This is a genomic window from Hymenobacter sedentarius, assembly GCF_001507645.1.
GTDB classification, from domain to species: domain Bacteria; phylum Bacteroidota; class Bacteroidia; order Cytophagales; family Hymenobacteraceae; genus Hymenobacter; species Hymenobacter sedentarius.
This window is the reverse complement of the sequence record NZ_CP013909.1, coordinates 3591512-3612750: the sequence shown is the minus strand read 5'-3', so window position 1 is coordinate 3612750 and position 21239 is coordinate 3591512. Positions and strand designations below refer to the sequence as shown.

Sequence of the window (21239 nt, the reverse complement as noted above, 5' to 3'; positions counted from 1 at the left end):
AAGCGCAACCTAGTTATACAAAAAGCCCCGGCTCAATATTGAGCCGGGGCTTTTTGTATGGGGGCTTTACAAAGGGCACCTTTTAATAATCGTCGCTGTCGAAGCTGCTGCCGCGGCGGCTTCCGCGGCCGCTGCTGTAGCCTTCGTCGGCCTCGTCGTCATCGTCATCCGCGAAGTCATCCTCCTCGTCGTCGAGGCTGGTGAAAGCGCCGCGGTCGGCGTTTTCGGCGCGCTCGGCTTCTACAAACTCTTCCTCCGTCATGTTGGCCAGGTCCAGGGCTTCGTCGTGCGAGGAGCCTGTGTCGGTCCACATCAGGTAGTCGGCGTATTTGGCCGAGAGTCGGTCTTCCGAAGTGCCGATGGCGGCAGCGCCGCCTTTGGCAGCATAGGTATCCAGGTCGTCGTCGTCGAGCAAGTCGTCGTCCAGGTCTTCGTGGTCAATCATGGCCGGGGCGGGATTAAGTTGAGTTGAAGGTATGTGCCTTAGGTGGCCGCGAAGATACGGAGCCAGCGAATTTCCAGCTGAGTATTTACGGGGTTCCAGACTTGAAAAACGGTAGCTCAATGGCTGCTTCTAGCTTTTTAGCGCATCCGGTCAGCCCTTGCTCAAGTCAAATTACCAGGCAATTGCAGCCTTGGCAAAGCAGGATTATACCACCCGAATATTTTGGAAATCCGTCACCAACAATTGCTCGTCGCAGAAGGCATATTCTGCCGGCACGTTGGAGCTAAGCAGCAGAGTACGGCCAGCGCGGGTGGCTTGCACGTGCTCCTGGTACCAGGCCACGCCGGTGGCATCTAGGTTGGTGGTGGGCTCGTCGAGCAGGAGCAGGGGCGCATTGGCATAGAGCGCCATGGCCAGCTTGAGCCGCTGCTTCATGCCCGACGAAAACTCGCGCACCAGCTGGTGGCGGGATTTTTCGAGGTACATCAGCCCAATTAATTTGTCGGTGGTCATGCCCGGGCGCAGGGCCTTGAAGCGGGTGTGGAAGTGCAGCATCTCCAGCAGCGTCAGCTCCTCAAGTAGCTCAAGATAGGGAGCCGCGTACGCCAGGTGCTGCGGCAGCTCCTCCACGGCTACCGTACGCCCCGCCAGCGAGTACGCCAAGGTGCCCTCAGTAGGCAGCAATTGGCCCGAAATGGTGTTGAGCAGCGTGCTTTTGCCGGCTCCGTTGGGTCCGAGCACGGCGGTAGCACTTCCGGGCCGGAAGGTGCGCGTGAGGCCGCGATAAATCCAGTCGCGCTGGAAGCGCTTGCCCAGGCTGGTGGCTACAATCTGCATGGCAGCGTGGCTTATTCCGCTTCGCTGCCGTCGGTGCGGCCCCGCTTGGGCCCTTTGATGATGCCGCGCGTAGCTGCCCGCACAAAGCTCACGGCGATTTCGCGTTCGGGCGAGGCCGGCAGCTCCCGCTCAATCTGCGCCAGGGCGTCCTGGGTATTAAAGCCGCCCAAAAACAGCGTGCGGTACAACTGCTGCACCAGGTTGATGGCGTCTTCGGTGAAGCCGCGGCGGCGCAGGCCCACCGAGTTGGCCCCGGCATAGGACAGCGGTTCGCGGCCGGCCTTCACAAACGGCGGCACGTCCTTGCGCACCAATGAGCCGCCCGAAACCATGGCGTGCGTCCCAATCTTAACAAACTGATGCACGGCCGAGGAGCCGCCGATGATGGCATAATCGCCAATCTCAACGTGCCCGGCTACCTGCACGGTGTTGGCCAGAATGCAGTGATTGCCGATAACGCAGTCGTGGGCCACGTGCACGTAGGCCATGAGCAGGCAGTGGCTGCCCACGCGGGTTTCGCCACGGTCAACGGTGCCGCGGTTCACGGTCACGCATTCCCGAATGACGGTGTGGTCGCCAATCACGGCGGTGGTTTGCTCGCCGGCAAATTTCAAATCCTGGGGCACGGCACCCAGCACGGCGCCCGGAAACACCTGGCAGTGCTGCCCAATGCGCGCGCCATTCATGATGGTCACGTTCGGCCCAATCCAGCTACCCTCGCCAATCTCGACATCCGCCGCTATCGTCGTAAACGGCTCCACGGTTACGCCAGGCGCGATACGGGCTGAAGGGTGAATGTAGGCGAGGGGAGAAATCATAAGGTCATTTAACATTTATCATTTAACAATTAACATTTTACAATCAACACTTGAAGGTTCGATGAAGCAGATGCAGCCCCGGTCCTGATAAATGTTAAATGATAAATGCTAAATGATTTTAAGCGTCTTTGCGAACAATAGCGGCGCTCATTTCGGCGTCCATTACCACTTTGCCATTCACGAAAGCCTGGCCGCGCATTTTGGCGATGCCACGCTTGATGGGAGCTAACAACTGACAGTGGAATAAGATGGTGTCGCCGGGCAATACTTTTTTGCGGAAGCGGCAGTTTTCGATGCCCAGAAAGTACTGCCAGTAGTTTTCGGGGTCGGGCACGGTGTTCATCACCAGGATGCCGCCGGTCTGGGCCATGGCCTCTACCTGCAGCACGCCGGGCATGATGGGGTTGCCGGGAAAGTGGCCCTGAAAGAACGGCTCGTTCATGGTCACGTTCTTCACCGACGTCACCATCTGGTCGTCGAGGTGAATGATTTTATCAATCAGCAGGAACGGGTAGCGGTGGGGCAGCACCTGCATGATGCGGTTGATGTCCATCACCGGCTCGCGGTTCATGTCGTACACCGGCACGGGGTTGCTGCGGGCTTCGAGCATTTTTTTCTTGATGCGCTTGGCGAAGGCCACGTTGGCCGCGTGGCCGGGACGGGCGGCCAGAATCTGGCCTTTCAGGGGGCGGCCCACCAGGGCGAGGTCGCCCACGAGGTCGAGCAACTTGTGACGGGCGGGCTCGTTTTTGTGGCGAAGGTCCACGTTGTTCAGGATGCCTTCCTTCTTCACCGACACGCGGGGCTTGCCCAGCATTTTGGCCAGCTCGTTGAGCTCGTCGTCGGTCACCACGCGGTCTACTACCACAATGGCGTTGCTCAGGTCGCCGCCGCGAATGAGGTTGTTTTTGTAGAGCATTTCCAGCTCGTGCAAAAAGCAGAAGGTGCGCGACGAAGCAATTTCATCGCCGAACTGGGCAATGTCGGCCAGCGTGGCGTGCTGCGAGCCCAGCACCGGCGAGTTGTAGTCCACCATCACCGTGAGGCGGTAGTCGGACAGGGGCAGGGCCGCAATTTCCACACCACGAGCATTGTCCACGTAGCGAATGCTTTCGGGGATTTCGTAGTAGTTGCGCAGGGCGTTCTGCTCTTCCAGGCCCACGGTTTCGATGGCCTTGATAAACTCGGCCGAGGAGCCATCCATGATGGGCGGCTCGGGGCCAGAAAGCTGTATCAGTACGTTGTCGAGCTGCAAGCCCACCAGGGCGGCCAGGGTGTGCTCCACCGTGTTGATGCGGGCGCCGTTCTGCTCGATGGTGGTGCCGCGGCTCAGGTCCACTACGTTGTCCACGTCGGCGTCCACAATGGGCTGGCCGGGCATGTCCACGCGCTGAAACTTGTAGCCGTGGCCCACGGGCGCGGGGCAAAACGTCATGGTGGCTTCTACGCCCGTGTGCAGTCCGATGCCGCGCACCGTGACGGGCGCCTTGATGGTGTGTTGCTTGTCGTTCATTTCATTAGTTGTCAGTTGTTGGTTGTCAGTTGTTAGCTGTGAAAAACCCGTAGGCCCGACAACTGACAACTAGCAACGAACAACTAAGAAGCTGCAAAGCTAGGGCTTTTCCGTCGTGCTTTTCGCCTTCTCCAAGCGCTCGACGCGCTGCTCCAGTTCGGGCAGCCGGCGGAAAACGATTTGGGCGCGCTGGTTCTGCTTGAAATCAAAGGCCGTGGAGCCTTGTAGAATCAAGCCTTCCTGCTTCACGTTTTTGCCCACACCCGACTGGGCCGTGACGGTGGTTTTGTTGGCTAGCGTGACGTGCCCGGCCATGCCCACCTGCCCGGCCAGCACGCAATGGTCGCCGATTTTGGCCGAGCCGGCGATGCCGGTTTGGGAAGCAATGACCGTATGCTGGCCGATTTCGACGTTGTGGGCCAGCTGCACCAAGTTGTCGATTTTGCTGCCCCGGCCCACGCGGGTTGAGCCAAGGGTGGCGCAGTCGATGGTGGCGTTGGCCCCGATGCTCACGTAGTCTTCCAGCACCACATTGCCAATCTGCGGGATGGCCTTATAGGAGCCATCGGGCTGTGGGGCAAAGCCGAAGCCGTCGGTGCCCACCACGGCGCCGGCCTTCACGACGCAAAACTGTCCAATTACTGTATCGGAATAAATCTTGGCGCCGGCGTGGATGATGCTGCCGTTGCCAATCGTGACCCGGTCGCCGATGTAGGCGTGCGGGAAAATCAGCACGTTTTCGCCCAGCTTGCAATTATCGCCGATGTAGGAAAAAGCGCCCCGGTAGTGGCCTGAGCCAATTTCCGAGGTCTCGCCGATGAAGGAAGGCTGCTCCACGCCGCGCTTGCCGGTGCGGGTGGCCTGGGCATAGAATTCGAGGAGCTGGCTAAAAGCAGAGTAGGGGTCTTCTACCCGAATCAGAGCGGGCTTGATGGCATTTCGCAGCTCAAGGCTGCGGCCTACGATGATGGCGGAGGCGCCCGTTTCGTAGAGAAAAGACTTGTATTTGGTATTGGAGAGAAACGTGAGCGAGCCGGCCTGGGCTTCTTCGATCTTGGCCAGGCTGGAAATGGGCTGGGTGGCGTCGCCTTCCACAGTGCCGCCGAGAACTTCGGCGATTTGCTGAACAGTAAATTCCATAGTCCGCAAATTTAGTGGTTGGCAGGCTGAAAAGACCGTCATGCTGAGCGCAGCCGAAGCATCTCCACCGCTTCGTTGAGTCCGTTGGCTTATTGTTGCAGTAGAGATGCTTCGGCTGCGCTCAGCATGACGGTCTATAGTTTTTGCGTCAACGCTACACAATCTCCTTGGGGTAGCAGATGTAGAACTTCTCCACGCGCTGGCTCAGGGCGCGGATATTGGGCAGGTCGGAGGCTTCCATCACGTTTACTACGTCGCCTCTTTTCGTAAGAATCTCAATGGGCTCCAGGCTCTCGGCGTTGTAGGCGCTGTTGCTCAGGCGGCCCGGTATCATGAGCAGGGCGGCTTCGGCGGGGGGCAGGTTAAATTTCTCTTCAATCAGCTCCTGAATGCCCAGGCGGAATTCTTCGTCGAACGGCTCGGGCGAGAGCACAATCTTGAGCAGGTTGCGGTTCAAAATGCTTTTGGCGAGGTAGCTGAGCACTTTATCGGGGTGCCCAGCCCAGTTTTTTATGGCCGACCAGAAGTCGTGGTCGTCGAGTTCCACGAAGTGGCTCAATATTTTGTCGTCGCGCTCGAAGTCGGCCAAAGTCACGGCGCGGCCTAGGAAATAGCCCAGGCAGCTATTGGCGGGCACGTCTACGCCCTGGCGGGCCAGGTCGCGGGCCCGCTGCACCACCCGGATTACCATTTGCTCGGCGCTGGTCACGGTCTTGTGCAAGTACACCTGCCAGTACATCAGGCGGCGGCTCACCAGGAAATTTTCGACTGAATACACGGCTTTCTCTTCCAGCACCAGCCGCTCGTCGTGCACGCGCAGCATCTTGATGAGGCGGTCGGCGCCGGGGCGGCCTTCCTCCACGCCGGTATAGAAGGAGTCGCGGTTGAGGTAGTCGAGGCGGTCCATGTCGAGCTGGCTGCTCACTAGCTGATGGAAAAACGGCCGCTTGTACGTGCCCTTGAACATCTCGATGGCCAGGGTCAGCTTGCCTTCAAACTCCTCATTCAGCCGCTCCATCAGAAACAGGGAGAGCTGCTCGTGCGGCACATCCTGGAAAATGGCGGTTTCCAGGGCGTGGGAGAGGGGGCCGTGGCCCACGTCGTGGAGCAGGATGGCTGCCAGGGCGGCCTCGCCTTCGGCCGCCGAAATCTTTACGCCCTTGTCCTTGAGCGTGCGCAAGGCCAACGACATGAGGTGCATGGCACCCAGCGCGTGGTGAAAACGCGTGTGCAGCGCCCCCGGGTACACAAACCCCGTGAGGCCCAGCTGCTGAATGCGCCGCAGCCGCTGAAAGTAGCGGTGCTCGATGAGGTCAAATAACAGCTCGGTGGGAATGGTAACGAAACCGTAGACCGGGTCGTTGAAAATTTTCTTTTTGTTCATAAAGGGCGTTGGCGGTGGGCCAACGGGACGTAGAGCGGGGCAATCGTGGTACAAAAGAACGACGGCCGCGCGGGGTTTAGCCCAACAGCGGCCGCTGGCGGCCCCGTGTGTGCAACCGAACCGGAGAGAAATGAGACCTTTGGGCTGGCCGCCGCCCCACGGTTGAGCTAGTGCCAATGCAATAACCAAACTGCCTGGTTTACGGTAAAGCTTTCGGGCTGGGCCGGTGGCCGGGGGCACTAGGGCTGCCGTTATACCGTTTAACCCATGCGTTGGGATTGTGTCCCGGCGAATTTCACCCACGGACGCCCCGGGCGTCCTGTTTTACTAACTCGCCACCGGTTCGTGGCGCTATCCTATGCAACAAACTTCCATTCTCTGGGCCGACGACGAAATTGACCTGCTCAAGCCCCACTTATTATTTCTGAAGGAAAAAGGCTATGACGTGACGCCGGTGAACAGCGGCGCCGATGCCATCGAGCAGATTCAGGAGCAGAGCTACGACCTGGTGTTTCTTGATGAGAACATGCCCGGCCTCACCGGCCTCGAAACCCTCAGCGAAATCAAAGCCATTCGGCCCACCGTGCCCGTGGTGATGATTACCAAGAGCGAGGAAGAGCATATTATGGAGTCGGCCATCGGCGCCAAAATTGCCGATTACCTCATCAAGCCGGTGAACCCGAGCCAGATACTTCTCTCTGTTAAAAAGGTGCTCGACAACAAGCGCCTGGTGAGCGAGGCCACCAACAGCGGCTACCAGCGCGACTTCCGCCAACTGGGCATGCAGCTTTCTGACCGCCTCACGCCCGCCGAGTGGGCCGAGGTGTATAAGAAGCTGGTGTACTGGGAGCTGGAAATCAATGAAACCGAGGGCAAGAGCATGGCCGAGGTTTTCAACATGCAGAAGGACGAGGCCAACACCTACTTCGGCCGCTTCATCACGGAGAACTACGAGGATTGGGTGAATGGCCGCGACGACGACGCGCCGCTCATGTCGCACCAGCTCTTTAAAGAGCGGGTCTTTCCCACGCTGAAGGCCACCGGCGACACGCCCGTGTACTTTGTGCTGATTGACAACCTGCGCTACGACCAGTGGAAAGTGCTCGAACCCATCATCACCGAGCTATTCACCGTGGACAGCGAGGAGATGTACTACGCCATCTTGCCCACTACCACGGCCTACGCGCGCAATGCCATTTTCTCAGGCATGATGCCCGGCGAGATTCAGAAAAAGTACCCCAACCTTTGGGTGACCGACGACGACGACGAAGGCAAAAACCTGCACGAATCCGAGTTCATGGAAATCAACTTCCAGAAGAACAACCAGAAGGTCAAGCACAGCTACAACAAGGTGACCAACCTGCAGGCGGGCAAGGACTTGCTGGGCAAGATGAGCAACCTGCACAACAACTACAAGTGCAACGTCATCGTGTACAACTTCGTGGACATGCTCTCGCACGCCCGCACCGACATGGCCATGATTCGGGAGCTGGCCGCCGACGAATCGGCCTACCGCAGCATCACCCGCTCGTGGTTCCTGCACTCGCCGCTGTATGAAATGATGCAGCAGATTGCCGAGAAAAAGGGCAAGCTCATCATCACCACCGACCACGGCACCATCCGCTGCAAGCGCCCCTACAAGATTGTGGGCGACCGCAACACCAACACCAACCTGCGCTACAAGCACGGCAAAAACCTGGGCTTCGAAGATTCGCGCGACGTGTACGTGGTGCGCAAGCCGGAAAACATTTTCCTGCCGCGCGAAAACGTGAGCACCGCGTACGTCTTCACGATTGGCGACTACTTCTTCGCCTATCCCAACAATTACAACTACTACGTGAACTACTACAAGGACACGTTCCAGCACGGCGGCATCTCGCTGGAGGAATGCATCATACCGTATGTGACGCTCACCGCGAAAGGCTAAGCGCAAAGTCTCGCGACGTTTAAAAGGGAAGTCCCGCAAAGTTTGACGTTCTGCCAAACTTTGCGGGACTTCCCTTTTAAACGTCGCGAGACTTTGCGCGCTATTTCAGCTTATCCAACGCAGCCCTCAACCGTGGCAGCGAGGCCTGAATAGATTCTACCGTTTCGGCGCCTACCGATGCGCGGAACCACGGCTCCGTGGCCGGCGAGCCGAAGGCACTGAAGGGCACCAGCGCCAGCTTGGCCTCGGCGATGAGGTAGGAGGTGAGCTCGGCGGTAGTGGCGAGCACGGTGCCGTCGGGCGTGATGCGGCCCAGTACATCGATTTTAACGGTGAGGTAGATAGCGCCGGCCGGCACCACGGCATCGACGGGGTAGCCCTGCGCCTGCAGGCTTTTCAGGCCATCGTACAGGCCTTGCAGGGAGCTTTGCAGCTTGCTTTTGGTTTGCGCCAGGAAGGCATCCACGGCCTCGGTTTCGGGCAGAAAGTGAGACGTGGCTTCCTGCTCGGCCTTGGGAGCCCAGGCGCCCACGTGGCCCAGGATGGACTTCATTTTCTCGATGATGGCCGTGGGGCCGAAGGCGTAGCCCACGCGCACGCCGGTAGCCGCAAAGCACTTGGAAATGCCGTCGATGTACACCACATAGTCGCGCAGCGCGGGGCGCAGGCTCACGGGGTCGTAGTGCTGCGTGTCGCCGAAGGTCAGCAGCCAGTAAATCTGGTCGTAGAGGATGTATAGGGGCTTTTCGTGGATGCTGCGGCGCTTGTTTTCGGCCAGCACTAGGTCGCAGATTTCTTCCAGCCCTTCTTTGGTGAACACCGTGCCGGTGGGGTTCAGGGGCGAGCACAGGGCCAGCAGCGTAGCATCCTCCAGGTAGGGAGCCAGCTCGGCGGCGGTGGGCATGAAGTTATTTTCCGGCAGGGTAGGCACGGCCACCGGCATGGCGCTGGTGAGGTGGCAGTAGTGGTTATTGTTCCAGCTGGGCAGCGGAAATACCACCCGGTCGCCGGGATCCACGAGGGCGCGGTAGGTGGCGTAGATGAGGGGCCGCGAGCCACCGGCAATCAGGATGTCGTGGGGACCGTAGTTCAGGCCCTGGCGGGTTTCGAGAAAAGCCGAAACCGCGTGGCGCAGCTCGTTGGTGCCGGCCGCGGGCGGGTAGTTGGTGTGGCCCTGCTGGTAAGCTTGGCGGATGCCGGCATTCAGGTCGTCCGGGATGGGGAAAATCTTCGGGTCAAAGTCGCCGATGGTCAGGTTGCAGATACTGGCGCCCTGGCGCACCTGCTCGCTTACCTGGTTTCCAATTCGGATAATTTCGGAGCCGCTCAGGCCGGCCGCCATCTGAGATATTTGCATAAAGAGAAACGTTGAAAGAAAGCCGCACTGGCACACGAAGGTATTTCAGCGCGGCCGTATCGGCGTGCGGCTAGCCCGCGCGGCGCTTCTCGTCCTCGGCTCCGGTGGTGCGGCGGCGGGTGGGGGCTACTTTCTGGTTGCCAAAGCGGTAGGTGAAGGCCAGCGTGACCACGCGGGTGTCGAAACGCTGGTAAAGCCGCTCCTGGTAATTGTTGTAGCTCGACGTGGCGCGGGTTTTCTGGGTGTAGAAAATGTCGGCGACGTTCAGCTTCAGGCTGCCTTTTTTCTCCCACAGGCTCTTGGAAACCCCCGCCACGAGCTGGCCCCGGGCCCGGATATCGAAAAAGGCCTGCTGCTGCCGCGACTGGTAGGTGCCCGTGAGGTCGGCGCCCCAGCCGTGGCCCAAGGTGAAGCTGTTGTTAGTGGTGAGGTTGAGGGTGGGGCGGCCTTTGTTGAGGTCGGTGCCGTTGAGCCGCCCGATGTAGCGGGCGTAGTAGCCCACCAGGTTGTTATTAGAGCTCCACCATTTAAATGGCTCCACGGGGGCGCTCAGGGTGAAGGAATAGGTGTCGAGCCGGTCGAGGTTGATGTTCTGAACCACCACATAGTTGCTGCCGGCCACCGGCTGCACCGAGCCGACAATGGGCAGGCTGGTTGCAGACCAGGCCAGCTCGGTAGAGAATTTCTGCTTAAAGGTGTGGCTCAGCTCCAGGTTGTAACTGGTTTGGGGGCGCAGGCCGGGGTTGCCGGTGCTGTAGGTGGTGGCGTCGACGTAGATGCGGAAGGGGTTGAGGTCGCCATACGTGGGCCGGTCGATGCGGCGGCTGAGCGACAGTGCCACCTCGTGCTGCTTGGAGAGGACGCGCCGGAAGGCAGCGCTGGGAAACAGCTGGAAGTAGTGGCGCTCAAAGCCTTGGTTGCCCACTTCCTGGTGGCCCGAGGTGTTGGTTTGCTCGGCGCGCAGGCCAGCCGTGAGGGTGGTTTTGGGCGTGGTGTGCGTGAGGGTGAAGTACCCGGCGTTCACGTTCTCGTCGTAGAGGAAATGGTTCGATTGATTCCGGTCAACCGTGGTCTGGTCCTTTTCGGTGAGCGTGAACAGAACGTCGTTATCGGAGCTTACCCGGCTGGTCTTAAAACCTGTTTCGAGTTTGGCTTTTTTGCTGAGCGGGTGCGTGTAGTCGGCTTTGAAAGACTCGATAACCACCGTGCCACGCTGGTCGCCGTTGAGCGTGGTGGGCGCGAGCACGGGCAGGTCGTAGCTAGTGGCCAGGGTTTGCAGGCGGGTGTTGCGGAACTGGGCGTAGTCGGCGTCCAGGCTCACTTCGCGCAGCCCCAGCGAATCCACGAAGGTGTGCTTGAAGTTGAGGTTGGCGGCGGCGTTGGGGCTGCGCACGGTGCGCAGATTGGTGGCGCGATACTGGCCCGTTATTCGGTCGGTGGCGTCGCTCAGCGAGGCGGCGTTGGTGCCATCCTGCGGGGAGGTGGCCGCCTGGCCGTTCATGGCCAGTCCCACGGTGGTACGCGGCGAGAGGCTGTAGTCGACGCCCGCTTTCCAGGTATGCACCAGCTGGCGCGCTTTAATATAGTTTTCCTGGTCGCTGTGTCCCAGCAGCGTGCTGCCGCTATAGAAGTCGCGGTGAAACGTCAGCGCGTTGAAGTTCTCCCGGTCGGCATAGCCGTAGTTGCCAAACACGTTGGTTTTGCCGTGGCGGTTGTTCAAGCTTAGGTTGGTACTGAGCTTGTTGTAGCGGCCGCGGCCCAGGCTGGCACTCAGGTTGCCGTTGGTGCCTTGGCGCTGGTCTTTCTTGAGGTTGATGGCGATGATGCCCGCGCCCCCTTGCGCGTCGTACTTGGCCGGCGGGTTGGTAATCAGCTCAATATTTTTGAGCTGCTCGGCGGGTAGGTTGCGCAGGAAGTCCGACAGCTCCGTACCGGACATGGCCACGCGCTTGCCATCGATGAGTACCATCACTCCCGGGCGACCTTTCAGGCTCAGCGCATCGCCCGAGCCGACGGACACGCCCGGCGCGCGGGCCAGGATGTCGAGCGTAGTGGAGCCGGCCGAAAGCGGGCTGTCTTCCACGTTCACAATGGTCCGGTCGGCCTGCCGCTCAAACAGGGGCTTGCGGGCCGTCACGGTCACTTCCTTCAGGGCCGTGGCCGCACTAGCCCGTAGCAAAATGGCCGGCAACGCCATGCCCGCCGCCGGCAGCTCAAAAGGGGCACTCCAATACCGCTCAAATCCCACCTGGGCCGCCGATACGCGGTAGCTGTCGCCACTAGGGGCTTCCACCTGAAAGCGGCCTTGCCCGTCGCTGAATTCCGTTTTTACCACGGTGGAGTCGGCCGCCCGGTGCAGGGTGATGGTGGCGAATTCCACCGGTGCGCCCGCTGCCGAGGCTACCGCCCCCGTGAGCGCCGCCCGGGCCTGCGCGGCCGCTGAGCTAGCCGAACCAGCATTTAGAATGAAAGCGCCGAAAAGGCAGGCACACAAGTAACGGTACTGCGGAAAGGTGCAATGCATAAGCCAGCAGGATAAAAGTGGCTCCAATGACTATTGGCCCTCCTGTGGGTTGCACACCGTGCTGTTTATTGCCCGGCGCGGCGCAGTTCGTCGTCGGCGCCCACGGTGCGTTTGCGCGCCGCGGCCACTTTGCTGTTGCCGAAGCGGTAGGTGAGGGATGCCGTGACTACACGGGTATCCTGCGCTACCCGGAAGCTCTCGGAGAAGTTGTAGTAAGTGGAAGTGGCTCGGCCCGGCATGGTGTAGAAAATGTCGGCCATGTTGAGCCGCAGCGTGCCCTGCTTCTCCCAGAGGCTCTTTTGCACGCCGGCCGCCACCTGGCCCCGGGCCCGCGACACTTCGAAGCCCCATATCTCGCCCGACTGGAAGTTGCCGTTCAGCTCAGCGGTCCAGCCGTTGGACAGGCCGAAGCTGTTGTTGGCGGCCAGCGTAAACGCGGGCTGGCCGCGGTCGAGCGGGGTGCCCGCCAGCGTGCCCTGGAACCGAGAGTAGTAGACCACCCCATTGGCATTGAGCGTCCACCACTTGGCCAGCTCAAAAGGAGCGTCGAGGGCAAGGGAATAGGTGTGCTGCGTCTTAAGATTCGCGTCGCGGTTCACCACCAGGCGGCCGCCGTCTTCGGAGAGCTGCACGGCGCTTACGATGGGCTGGTCGGTCTGCGCGTAGGTGAGCGTGGTGCTGAATTTCTGGCGGTACATATGCGTCAGCTCGATGTTATAGCTGGTTTGCAACTGCAGGTCAGGGTTGCCGGCGCGGTAGGAGCTGGCATCCGAATAGGCCCGCAACGGGTTGAGCTGGCCGTAGCTGGGCCGGTCGATGCGCCGGGCTACTGAGAGAGCCAGGCCGTGCCGTTCGTTGAGGGTGCGCTGCAGCAGGGCGCTCGGAAAGAGCTGGAAGTAGTGCCGCTCTCGGGAGGTACTGCCCACGGTGGCGGCCAGGGTGTTGGTTTGCTCGGCGCGCAGGCCGGCCTGCAGGGTGCTTTTGGAAGTGGCGCGGCGCACGCTCACGTAGGCAGCGTTCACGTTTTCCTCGTAGCGGAACTGGTTGGAGATGGCCGGGTCCAGCGCGCTCATGCCGTTGGCGGTGCGCACGAAGGCTACGTTGTTATCGGAGATTATCCGGGTCACTTTCGCGCCGGCCTCCAGGCGCGCCCGGTAGGGGAGCGGGGCGCTGAAATCCGTTTTCACGGACTTAATGGTGAGTGTGGTTCCCTGGTCACCGGAGAGCAAGCGGGGGGAGTAAGCTGGCTGTTCGTAGTAGGTGTTGAGCGCCAGCAGCCGGGTGGTGCGGTATTGGGCTATGTCGGCATCCGCGCTCAGGGTGCGGGCTGTGGCCGAGTCGGCGAAGGCGTGGCGGAAGTATAAGTTGGCGGCTACGCTGGGCCGGTTAAGGTCCTGGTCGGCCAGGGAGGTGAAACGAGAAGTGGTTTCGCCTTGGGCTCCAAACAGCTGGGTGTTGTTGGCCGTGCGGCTGTTGGTTTCGCTGGCCAGCCCGGAGGCCGAAATCCCCAGCGTTGTCCGCTTCGAGAGGTTGACGTCGAGGCCCACTTTGCCGGTGTGCGAGCGCAGGTGCGTAAGCTGCTCGTTGGCCAGCACACTGCTAGCCGCCGGCAGCAGCGCCGACTCGGCATACTGCCGATTGAAATTATGCCGGAAGAAACCCCGCCGGTCGGCGTAGGCGTAGTTGCCGTAAACGTTGAGGTTTTTGCGGCGGTGGTTCAGCGCCAGCCCCGTCGTGAACTTGCCGTATTCGCCGCGGCCGTAGCCGGCGTTCACGCTGCCGTTGGTGCCCAGGCGCTGGTCCTTTTTCAGGTTGATGGCGATGACACCGGCCCCGCCTTGCGCGTCGTACTGCGCCGGCGGGTTGGTAATCAGCTCAATACTTTGCAGCTGCTCGGCGGGCAATGACCGGAGATAATCGGCCAGCTCCGTGCCCGTGAGGGGCGTGCGCTTGCCATCGATAACAACCAGCAGGCCCGTGCGGCCGCGCAGGCCCAGCACATCACCGGTGCTTACCGTCACGCCGGGCGCGCGGCTCAGCACGTCGAGCGTAGTGGAACCGGCCGAAAGGGGGCTGTCGGCCACGTTGACCACCGTGCGGTCAGCCAAGTGCTCAAACAGGGGCTTGCGCGCCGTTACTTTCACTTCCTTGAGGGCCGTGACGCGGCTGGCAGTTAGTTTGATGCCGGGTAAAGTCAAGCCCTCCGCCGTCAGCTCAAACGCGGGGCTCCAATACCGGCCATAGCCCACCTGCACCGCCGAAACCAGGTAGCTGCCGCCCGCGGCTTCCAGCCGGAAAGCACCTTGCCCGTTGCTGAATTCGGTTTTTACGACGGTCGAGTCGGCCGCGCGGTGCAGCGTTACGGTGGCGTATTCGATGGGGGCGCCGGTGCTGCTGCCCACGGTGCCGCTCACCGCGGTGCGCTGTTGGGCCAGGGCCGTGAGCGGGGCCGTTAGCAAGACGCTAAACCACAGTAATTGCAGCGTAGGAAGAGGCTTGAAGCCCAGCCGAGCCGGGTAAAAATGGGCCATGTAGGAGGGTTTGGTAGAAAGCAGTAGGCATGTTGGCACCAACCGGGGCGGGCAGCCGGGCACCGGCAGCAGGAGAGCGAGGAGTAGCTGTAGCCTCTTTATATTAACATGTTACCCTGGCCGGTAAAGTGTAAAGGTGTGGTAAATGCAGCGATAATCCAAAAAAGCGTAGCTGCTTGTGCCGTACTGCGGTAATTTTGCACTATGCTTCCTCTCCTCATTGCAGTACCAACCCTCGCCGACCTGCCCGCAGCGGCCCGGCAAGTGCAGGCCGCCATTGCCGCATCTGGGTGCTCGGTGGTGGCCTTTGAGGGCGAAATGGGCGCGGGCAAAACCACCCTGATTCGGGCCCTGGCTGGCACCCTGGGCGTGGCCGACGACGTGAGCAGCCCCACCTTCGCCCTGGTCAACGAATACCGCGACGGGCGCAACCAGCCTGTGTATCACTTTGACTTCTACCGCATTGATTCCGTGGACGAGGCCGAGCGCATTGGCGCCTCTGAGTACCTTGATTCCGGGTATCTTTGTTTGGTGGAATGGCCCGCCCGCGTGGCGGAGTTATTGCCTGAACCGCGGCTTGAAGTACGTTTGGACGTGCTGAGCGCCGAGGCCCGGACCATTCATCTTGCTCTTATTAGCTAACTTACATCTGAACAGGCGCTAACCTGCCAGCCGCCAGCGCACTTTCCCGCCGGAAGCGCCCTTCGCCTTTTGGGCGCTGGCCCTGTCATTTGCTGCCCCACTTGGTTTATGGCCGAACAGCTACCATCCGGTTTTGAGTCCCTGGCCACGAGCCGCGCCTATTTCACGCAGGAATCGATGCTGGCCGTGGAAACGCGCAAGCGCAAGCTCTTTATCGGCCTGCCCCGCGAAACCTCGCTTCAGGAAAACCGCCTGGGCCTCACGCCCGAAGCCGTGCAGCACCTCGTGAACGAAGGCCACGAGGTAATCATGGAAGCCGGCGCCGGCGAGCCCAGCAAGTACGCCGACCACGCTTATTCGGAGGCCGGCGCCCAGATTGCGTACTCGGCCGAAGAGGTGTTCAAGGCCGATGTGCTGCTGAAGGTGGCCCCGCCGACACTCGACGAAATTGAGCTGCTGCATTCCGGCCAAACCCTAATTTCGGCCCTGCAAATGGGCTCCATGACCCAGGAGTACATTGCGGCGCTGTCGCGCAAAAAGATTAATGCCATCGGCTTCGAGCTGATGAAAGACCCCAGCGGCGCCCGCCCGGTGGTGCGCGCCATGAGCGAGATTGCCGGCTCCACCGTCATGCTGATTGCCGCCGAATACCTGGCCCGCTCCAACGAGGGCAAAGGCATCATCCTGGGCGGTATTACGGGCGTGCCGCCGTCGCAGGTAGTGATTTTGGGGGCCGGTACAGTGGCCGAGTACGCCGCCCGGGCTGCCACCGGCCTCGGCGCCGAAGTGAAAGTATTCGACAACCACCTCTACAAGCTGCGCCGCCTCAAGCACAACCTGGGCATGCAGCTCTACACCAGCACGCTCGATACGTTTGCCCTGAGCCAGCAAATCCGCCGGGCCGACGTGGTGATTGGCGCCCTGGCCGTGGAAGACGGCCGCATTCCCTTCATGGTGCCCGAGGAAATGGTGTCGAGCATGGCCCCCGGCTCCGTCATCATCGACGTGAGCATCGACCAGGGCGGCAGCTTCGAAACCAGCGAGATGACCAGCCACAGCAAGCCCGTCTTCCGCAAGTACGACGTGGTGCACTACTGCGTACCCAACATTGCCTCGCGCGTGCCCCGCACCGCCACCAACGCCCTGAGCAACATATTCACCCCGATTCTGCAGGAAATCAGCCAGTACGGCGGTATCAACGAGGTGCTGTTCACCAACGAGCATTTCCGCAGCGGCGTGTACATCTACCGCGGCTCGTTGACCAATGCAATGATTGCGAAGAAATTTAATTTGCGCTATAAGGAATTGGGACTGCTGATTGCGGTGCGGAATTAGATTGAAATTAATAAAACGGGTAATTGGGCATGTCATAGTGCCCATTTTTCATTCTGTAAACTATATCTTCTGGAGTCATTACAAGACCAATATCTGCTTGTTGGTGGAGTCCTTGCAGCGTTCCTACTGTACGCATTGGTTCACCCATTTCCCAGACTACCCAATTATTCGATACTAAAATTGGCTCCTGCCAAGGTGCTATTCCATAGTCATAGGTATCCCGAAACACTGGTTTGGGAGTTGCTGAAATGGGAGCTTTACCTGCTTTCTCCCAGAATCCTCTGGTTATGCCTGCTCTTAAATCACAGTGAGCGTGAAAATCGACATGCGCTTTTCTTATGCTATCAAAATCAGGAGTCTTGTCTGATAGATATTCCTGCTGGAATACGCTGATAACTCTGCTATTAAGTTGAGTATTATCATCGCCGATGTATTGGAAGAATTTGGTGATGCCTTCATGAACTTCCACCCGAAAAATGTCACCAAGCTTAATAATTACTCGTGGCATATTATTGCATATTAATTAGTAATTACTTTATAGCGCAGCCAGATAATTCCATGCATCAACTGTTCCGTGCTAATTAATTTCAATTGCGCCGCCGGCCCCGGGTTTTCGCCCTTCTCAAAAATAGTTGCCGAGGTAGCCGCACCATCCACCACGGGGAAGTGGAGCAGGCTGAGCTCGTCAATAAGGCCGGCTTTGAGCAGGGAGCCGTTAAGATGGCCGCCGCCTTCGAGGAGCAGGGTTTTGATGGGGAAGAGGCGGCCGAGCTTCTCGAGCACCAGCGCGAAATCGAGCTCCTTTTTACCACCGAAGAGGTAGGAAACGCCCTGCTTGCGCAGGTAAGCCAGGTATTCGTCGCTCACCTGCTCGGTGAGGATGCTGATGAGGTGGTCGTCGTCGATTTGGCCGGATTTCCAGCCCAGCTTGCCATGGGCATCAACGGCAATGGCGAAGGAATCTGCGGTGTAATCGGCCACGAAATCCTGACGGTCGAGCGGGTGGCTGACGGGTTGCAGGTCGGGAGTTAGGCCTTTGGTGAAGTCCTTCTCCATGGTCACGCGGCCGCACATCCAGGCATCGGCCCCGAAGGTGGCGGCGGTGGCTTCGTATTCCTTGGTATCGGGCGACTTGCCCCAGCGGCTGAGAATGGTGCGCCCGTCGAGCGAGCTCATCATGTGGCAGATAACGCGGGGTTTCGAGGAATTGGGCATAGCAGGCGGGCTAGTTTTACGTTTGGGGTAATGCCCCGCTTAACGAAAATCGCCGGTTCGCGGCCATTCATTCCAGCTGCATCAGCACCTTCCAGGCCTCCACCAACCGGCCCTCGGCCAAAAATTGCCGCCCCAAGTGTAGCAGCTGCTTCTCCAGCTCAGCGGCGTCGCTGCGGTACTTGTTGAGAGTATAAGCCACCAAGGGCTCGTCTTTAAATGCTTCAGCCTGCTCTGGCGTGGGCATGGCATCCAGCTCAATATTGGCCAGCCGGCCCAGCTCGTTGCCGGTTAGCACGTCGCTGTTGCGGATATACTCCGGCAATTGGTCGATGCCGATGCCGACGTGGCGGTTGGGCTTGGGTACCTCGAAGAGGCTGGCGCCATTGGCCCGGCAGTACCAGTCGCCGCCGAGGCGAGCCACGGCATCGAGCTTGAATGGGTCGATGCCGGTGGCGTTGGGCAGGAGGATGTCGGTGCGGAAATGCGCGCGCACCACGCGGCAAATGACGAGGTTGCCGGCGCCGTTGTTGTGGCCCAGCTCAATAACCTGCTCCACCACGCACTCAAATGCTGCCGGAGCCTCGGCCACCCGCGGCGGCTGCACCAGCTCGGAGGGCAGCTCGGTGAGGCCGGCTTTGGTGAATTCGTTCACGCCTTTCGCGTACTCGGTGCTGGCCAGCGACATCTGCTCCACCATCGCGAAGTCGCAGATGTTGATGACCACCTCGGGCACCTCGCGCACGTTTTGCAGCGTGTGCTTCTGGGTGTTGTCGCGCACCCGGTTGGCGGGCGAAAACACCAGAATGGGCGGGTTCGAGCTGAAGGCGTTGAAGAAGCTGTAGGGGCTCAGGTTCACGCGTCCCTCGGCATCGACGGTGCTGACGAAGGCCACCGGGCGCGGCGCCACCGCCCCTACCAGAAACGGATGCCACTCGCTGGGCTTGAGGTCGGCAGGAGTGAGGGAGTGGAAGGTGGCCATGGGCAGGTGCAGCGCAGAATTTAAGGCAATAAATAGGGCACGGGGCCACTTTTGCCAAAGCTAGGTAGCTTTCGCCGTATGAAACCCGAACGAATGCCGATTGGGCCGCTGGTGCTGCTCGGGAGTTTGCTACTGGCGGCAGCTGCGCAGGCCCAAGGCAAAAGCGCGCTGCGCAATTTCCTGGCCGCCGATACCAGCCGGCTCCGTTAGCATCTGCGTTATTTCACCACCACGCCGCTGCCCTGCAATTCGGCCCACCCCGTCAATCACACAACAATCGACACGGTAGCTCAACTCGACATACCCTGCCTGGCGCTGGCCGTGGATGCGCTGCTTACAACCCTGCTCACGCTTCGATCTTAATGCCAATTAGTTACGGATTCCCGCATATTTGCTAAAAAGGTATATATTTGCTCAATGCCTATAGCTTTCGCCGTTTCATCCTAATCCGTCTGTGCCGTGAATGCTCCCGCCTGCCCCAAATGCGAGTCGACGAAGGCCACGAAAAGTGGCGTGGTAAACGAGCGGCAACGGTTTAAGTGCACCGAATGCGGCTACCACTACACGGTGGCCAAAGTGGGCCGCGAGGTGAACCCGTACTATGTGGTGAAGGCCCTGCAGCTCTACATTGAAGGCGTGAGCTACCGCGAAATTGAGCGGCTGCTGGGCGTGAGCCACGTGAGCGTGATGAACTGGGTGAAGAAGTACGGCGTGCGGGCGCCGCGCCAAACCGACTACCACCCCACCTACAAAATCCTGAACCAGGCCGAACTGGCGGCTTTTTTCCAGGTGCCCGGCAATGTGAAAGGCGCCGGCATGATGATAACCGAACTCGGCGACAAGTTCATGGTCATTCGCTGGGAGCGGTTCCGGGCCGGGTAGGGCGGGGCGCAGCTATAGCGGTTAGCAAAACGACCCCGCGGGTGTAGTTAATGGGGAGGGGTGGGTGCTACTTAGCCGGGCTGAATGCTGCCTGGCGGCACTCCGCACACGCATTCCTCCCACCATTTTTCACCTTACTATGCGACTAAATCGCTACGCATTAGCCCTGAGTAGCTTGCTGCTGGCAAGTGCCGGTACGGCCTTCGGGCAAGTAATTCCGCCCACCCCCGGCACGCCCCCGCCGCCTGCCGAGCCGGCCCCGGCCCCGCCCGTGTCTTCGCCCGCGTCGCCGGTCCAGGCACCGGCCGCCCCGGCAAAGCCAGCGGCCTACGGGCCCGGCATGAAGGTGAACATATCGCCCGATGGCTCCAAGTACCTGCGCTTCATGATTTGGACGCAGGTGTACGCGCGCTACAACGAGAACAATACCGGCACCCTGCGCGCCCCCAATACCCCCAAGGCCAGTCAGGTGGATTTTGGCATTCGCCGCTCCCGCATGGTCATTCTGGCTCAGCTCAACCCCCGGTTTTTGATTTATACTCACTTCGGCATCAACAACCAGAACGGGGTGAGCGGGGGCGTGAACGCCACCACCGATGGCAAAAAGCCCCAGCTGTTCATCCACGAAGCCGTGACCGAGTACCGGGTGAACAAGTACCTCAACCTGGGCGCGGGCATACACTACTACAACGGCATCTCGCGCCTGAGCAGCGCCAGCACCACGAGCATCATGGCGATGGATTTGCCGCTCACCAACTTCCCCACCATCGACGCCCTCGACCAGTTTGCCCGCTGGATAGGGGTGTACGCCAAGGGCCGCGTGGGCAAAGTGGACTACCGCTTTTCCATGAGCGACCCGTTTCTGACCAACCTGCCCACCAACCCTACCTACGTGGTGGGGGGCGTGCAAACCGGCAACCCCCTGGGCCTGGGCACGACAACTGGCGGCATCAACACCGGCACCAACACAGCCCAGTACAACCCGCAGAATACCCACCACGTGTACCAGGGCTACGTCAGCTACAACTTTCTGGAGCCCGAAGCCAACCTGCTGCCGTACACCCAGGGCACCTACCTGGGCACCAAGCGCGTGCTGAGTGTGGGCGGCGGCTTTATGTATAACAAAGACGGGATGTACTCGCGGCCCACCAGCAGCTCGGTGGCTTTGAGCTCGCTCACGCCCGGCAGCGACCTGTACGCGGCCGTGCCCACCACCAAGCACGACATCAAGCTCTTCGGGGCCGATGTTTTCTACGACGTGCCCCTGGACACCACCTCCCGCACCGCCATTACCTTGTACGGGGTGTATTATAACTTCAATTTCGGCCCGAACTACACGCGCTTCGTGGGGCCCGAAAACCCGGGGTATGGCGCGAGTGCCACCCGTGGCAATGCCATTCCGCAGTCCGGCACCGGCAGTGCCGAATACCTTGAGGCCGGCTACCTGCTGCCCAAAAACACCCTGGGCCCCAAGGCGCGCCTGCAGCCCTACGTGGCCTACCTGCACAGCAACTACGAAGGCCTGCGCGAAAGCAATGGCGACACCAAAGGCGTGAATGTGTACGATGCCGGCGTGAACCTGCTGCTCGATGGGCACAACGCCAAAGTAACGCTCAACTACCGCGCCCGGCCCGATTTCACCAACGTGAACGACGTGAAATACCGCCCTGAAATCACGCTGCAGACGCAGGTCTTCTTGTAGGCCGCCCG

At 60.2% G+C, this 21239-nt stretch carries 18 protein-coding genes; 6 read left to right on the top strand and 12 right to left on the bottom strand.

Annotation, left to right across the window (positions count from 1 at the left end; all coding sequences use genetic code 11):
- Positions 1-82: 82 nt before the first annotated feature.
- From AUC43_RS14855 to AUC43_RS14830, 6 genes are all read right to left on the bottom strand, one after another.
- On the bottom strand, positions 83-445 hold the full coding sequence (locus AUC43_RS14855; protein ID WP_068195260.1) for a hypothetical protein: 363 nt from the start codon (positions 443-445) through the stop codon (positions 83-85).
- Positions 446-649: 204 nt separating this feature from the next.
- Positions 650-1282, bottom strand: a complete 633-nt coding sequence (locus tag AUC43_RS14850) for an ABC transporter ATP-binding protein (RefSeq protein ID WP_068195258.1) — start codon at positions 1280-1282, stop codon at positions 650-652.
- A gap of 11 nt (positions 1283-1293) precedes the next feature.
- A complete protein-coding gene (lpxA, locus tag AUC43_RS14845; RefSeq protein WP_068195256.1) occupies positions 1294-2100 on the bottom strand; it encodes an acyl-ACP--UDP-N-acetylglucosamine O-acyltransferase in 807 nt (268 codons plus the stop codon).
- A 118-nt stretch (positions 2101-2218) separates the two neighbouring features.
- A complete protein-coding gene (locus AUC43_RS14840; RefSeq protein WP_068195253.1) occupies positions 2219-3613 on the bottom strand; it encodes a bifunctional UDP-3-O-[3-hydroxymyristoyl] N-acetylglucosamine deacetylase/3-hydroxyacyl-ACP dehydratase in 1395 nt (464 codons plus the stop codon).
- A 99-nt stretch (positions 3614-3712) separates the two neighbouring features.
- Complete coding sequence (gene lpxD, locus AUC43_RS14835; RefSeq protein ID WP_068195250.1) at positions 3713-4753, bottom strand: UDP-3-O-(3-hydroxymyristoyl)glucosamine N-acyltransferase; 1041 nt, start codon at positions 4751-4753, stop codon at positions 3713-3715.
- 154 nt (positions 4754-4907) lie between these two features.
- Positions 4908-6137, bottom strand: a complete 1230-nt coding sequence (locus AUC43_RS14830; protein WP_068195247.1) for an HD domain-containing protein — start codon at positions 6135-6137, stop codon at positions 4908-4910.
- Positions 6138-6495: 358 nt separating this feature from the next.
- Between AUC43_RS14830 and porX the strand changes: the two genes are divergently transcribed.
- Positions 6496-8064 carry a T9SS response regulator signal transducer PorX gene (gene porX / locus AUC43_RS14825; protein WP_068195245.1) on the top strand — a complete coding sequence of 523 codons (1569 nt, stop codon included), beginning with the start codon at positions 6496-6498 and terminating at the stop codon, positions 8062-8064.
- Between the two features lie 100 nt (positions 8065-8164).
- Here porX and AUC43_RS14820 read toward each other — a convergent pair whose 3' ends face one another.
- The 3 genes from AUC43_RS14820 to AUC43_RS14810 all read right to left on the bottom strand — a co-directional run bounded on the left by AUC43_RS14820 (position 8165) and on the right by AUC43_RS14810 (position 14476).
- On the bottom strand, positions 8165-9421 hold the full coding sequence (locus AUC43_RS14820) for a pyridoxal phosphate-dependent aminotransferase (RefSeq protein WP_068195242.1): 1257 nt from the start codon (positions 9419-9421) through the stop codon (positions 8165-8167).
- Positions 9422-9491: 70 nt separating this feature from the next.
- Positions 9492-11945 carry a TonB-dependent receptor gene (locus AUC43_RS14815; RefSeq protein WP_082685114.1) on the bottom strand — a complete coding sequence of 818 codons (2454 nt, stop codon included), beginning with the start codon at positions 11943-11945 and terminating at the stop codon, positions 9492-9494.
- Between the two features lie 65 nt (positions 11946-12010).
- The gene (locus AUC43_RS14810) at positions 12011-14476 is read right to left on the bottom strand and encodes a TonB-dependent receptor (RefSeq protein WP_068195239.1); all 2466 of its coding nucleotides are present in this window, start codon (positions 14474-14476) and stop codon (positions 12011-12013) included.
- 204 nt (positions 14477-14680) lie between these two features.
- On the opposite strand from AUC43_RS14810, the gene tsaE reads away from it, so the two are divergent.
- Positions 14681-15118, top strand: coding sequence for a tRNA (adenosine(37)-N6)-threonylcarbamoyltransferase complex ATPase subunit type 1 TsaE (gene tsaE / locus AUC43_RS14805; protein ID WP_068195236.1), 438 nt, complete (start codon positions 14681-14683; stop codon positions 15116-15118).
- A gap of 108 nt (positions 15119-15226) precedes the next feature.
- Positions 15227-16453, top strand: a complete 1227-nt coding sequence (locus AUC43_RS14800; RefSeq protein ID WP_068195232.1) for an alanine dehydrogenase — start codon at positions 15227-15229, stop codon at positions 16451-16453.
- 7 nt (positions 16454-16460) lie between these two features.
- Here AUC43_RS14800 and AUC43_RS21020 read toward each other — a convergent pair whose 3' ends face one another.
- The 3 genes from AUC43_RS21020 to AUC43_RS14790 all read right to left on the bottom strand — a co-directional run bounded on the left by AUC43_RS21020 (position 16461) and on the right by AUC43_RS14790 (position 18647).
- Positions 16461-16961, bottom strand: a complete 501-nt coding sequence (locus tag AUC43_RS21020; protein WP_071885931.1) for a hypothetical protein — start codon at positions 16959-16961, stop codon at positions 16461-16463.
- Between the two features lie 11 nt (positions 16962-16972).
- A complete protein-coding gene (locus AUC43_RS14795) occupies positions 16973-17668 on the bottom strand; it encodes a RibD family protein (RefSeq protein WP_068195230.1) in 696 nt (231 codons plus the stop codon).
- A gap of 67 nt (positions 17669-17735) precedes the next feature.
- Complete coding sequence (locus tag AUC43_RS14790) at positions 17736-18647, bottom strand: flavin reductase family protein (RefSeq protein ID WP_068195227.1); 912 nt, start codon at positions 18645-18647, stop codon at positions 17736-17738.
- A gap of 78 nt (positions 18648-18725) precedes the next feature.
- Between AUC43_RS14790 and AUC43_RS21720 the strand changes: the two genes are divergently transcribed.
- The 3 genes from AUC43_RS21720 to AUC43_RS14780 all read left to right on the top strand — a co-directional run bounded on the left by AUC43_RS21720 (position 18726) and on the right by AUC43_RS14780 (position 21231).
- Complete coding sequence (locus AUC43_RS21720) at positions 18726-18857, top strand: hypothetical protein (protein WP_257721709.1); 132 nt, start codon at positions 18726-18728, stop codon at positions 18855-18857.
- 249 nt (positions 18858-19106) lie between these two features.
- Complete coding sequence (locus AUC43_RS14785; RefSeq protein WP_068195224.1) at positions 19107-19529, top strand: IS1/IS1595 family N-terminal zinc-binding domain-containing protein; 423 nt, start codon at positions 19107-19109, stop codon at positions 19527-19529.
- A gap of 139 nt (positions 19530-19668) precedes the next feature.
- Positions 19669-21231, top strand: a complete 1563-nt coding sequence (locus AUC43_RS14780) for a hypothetical protein (RefSeq protein ID WP_068195221.1) — start codon at positions 19669-19671, stop codon at positions 21229-21231.
- Positions 21232-21239 lie beyond the last annotated feature (8 nt).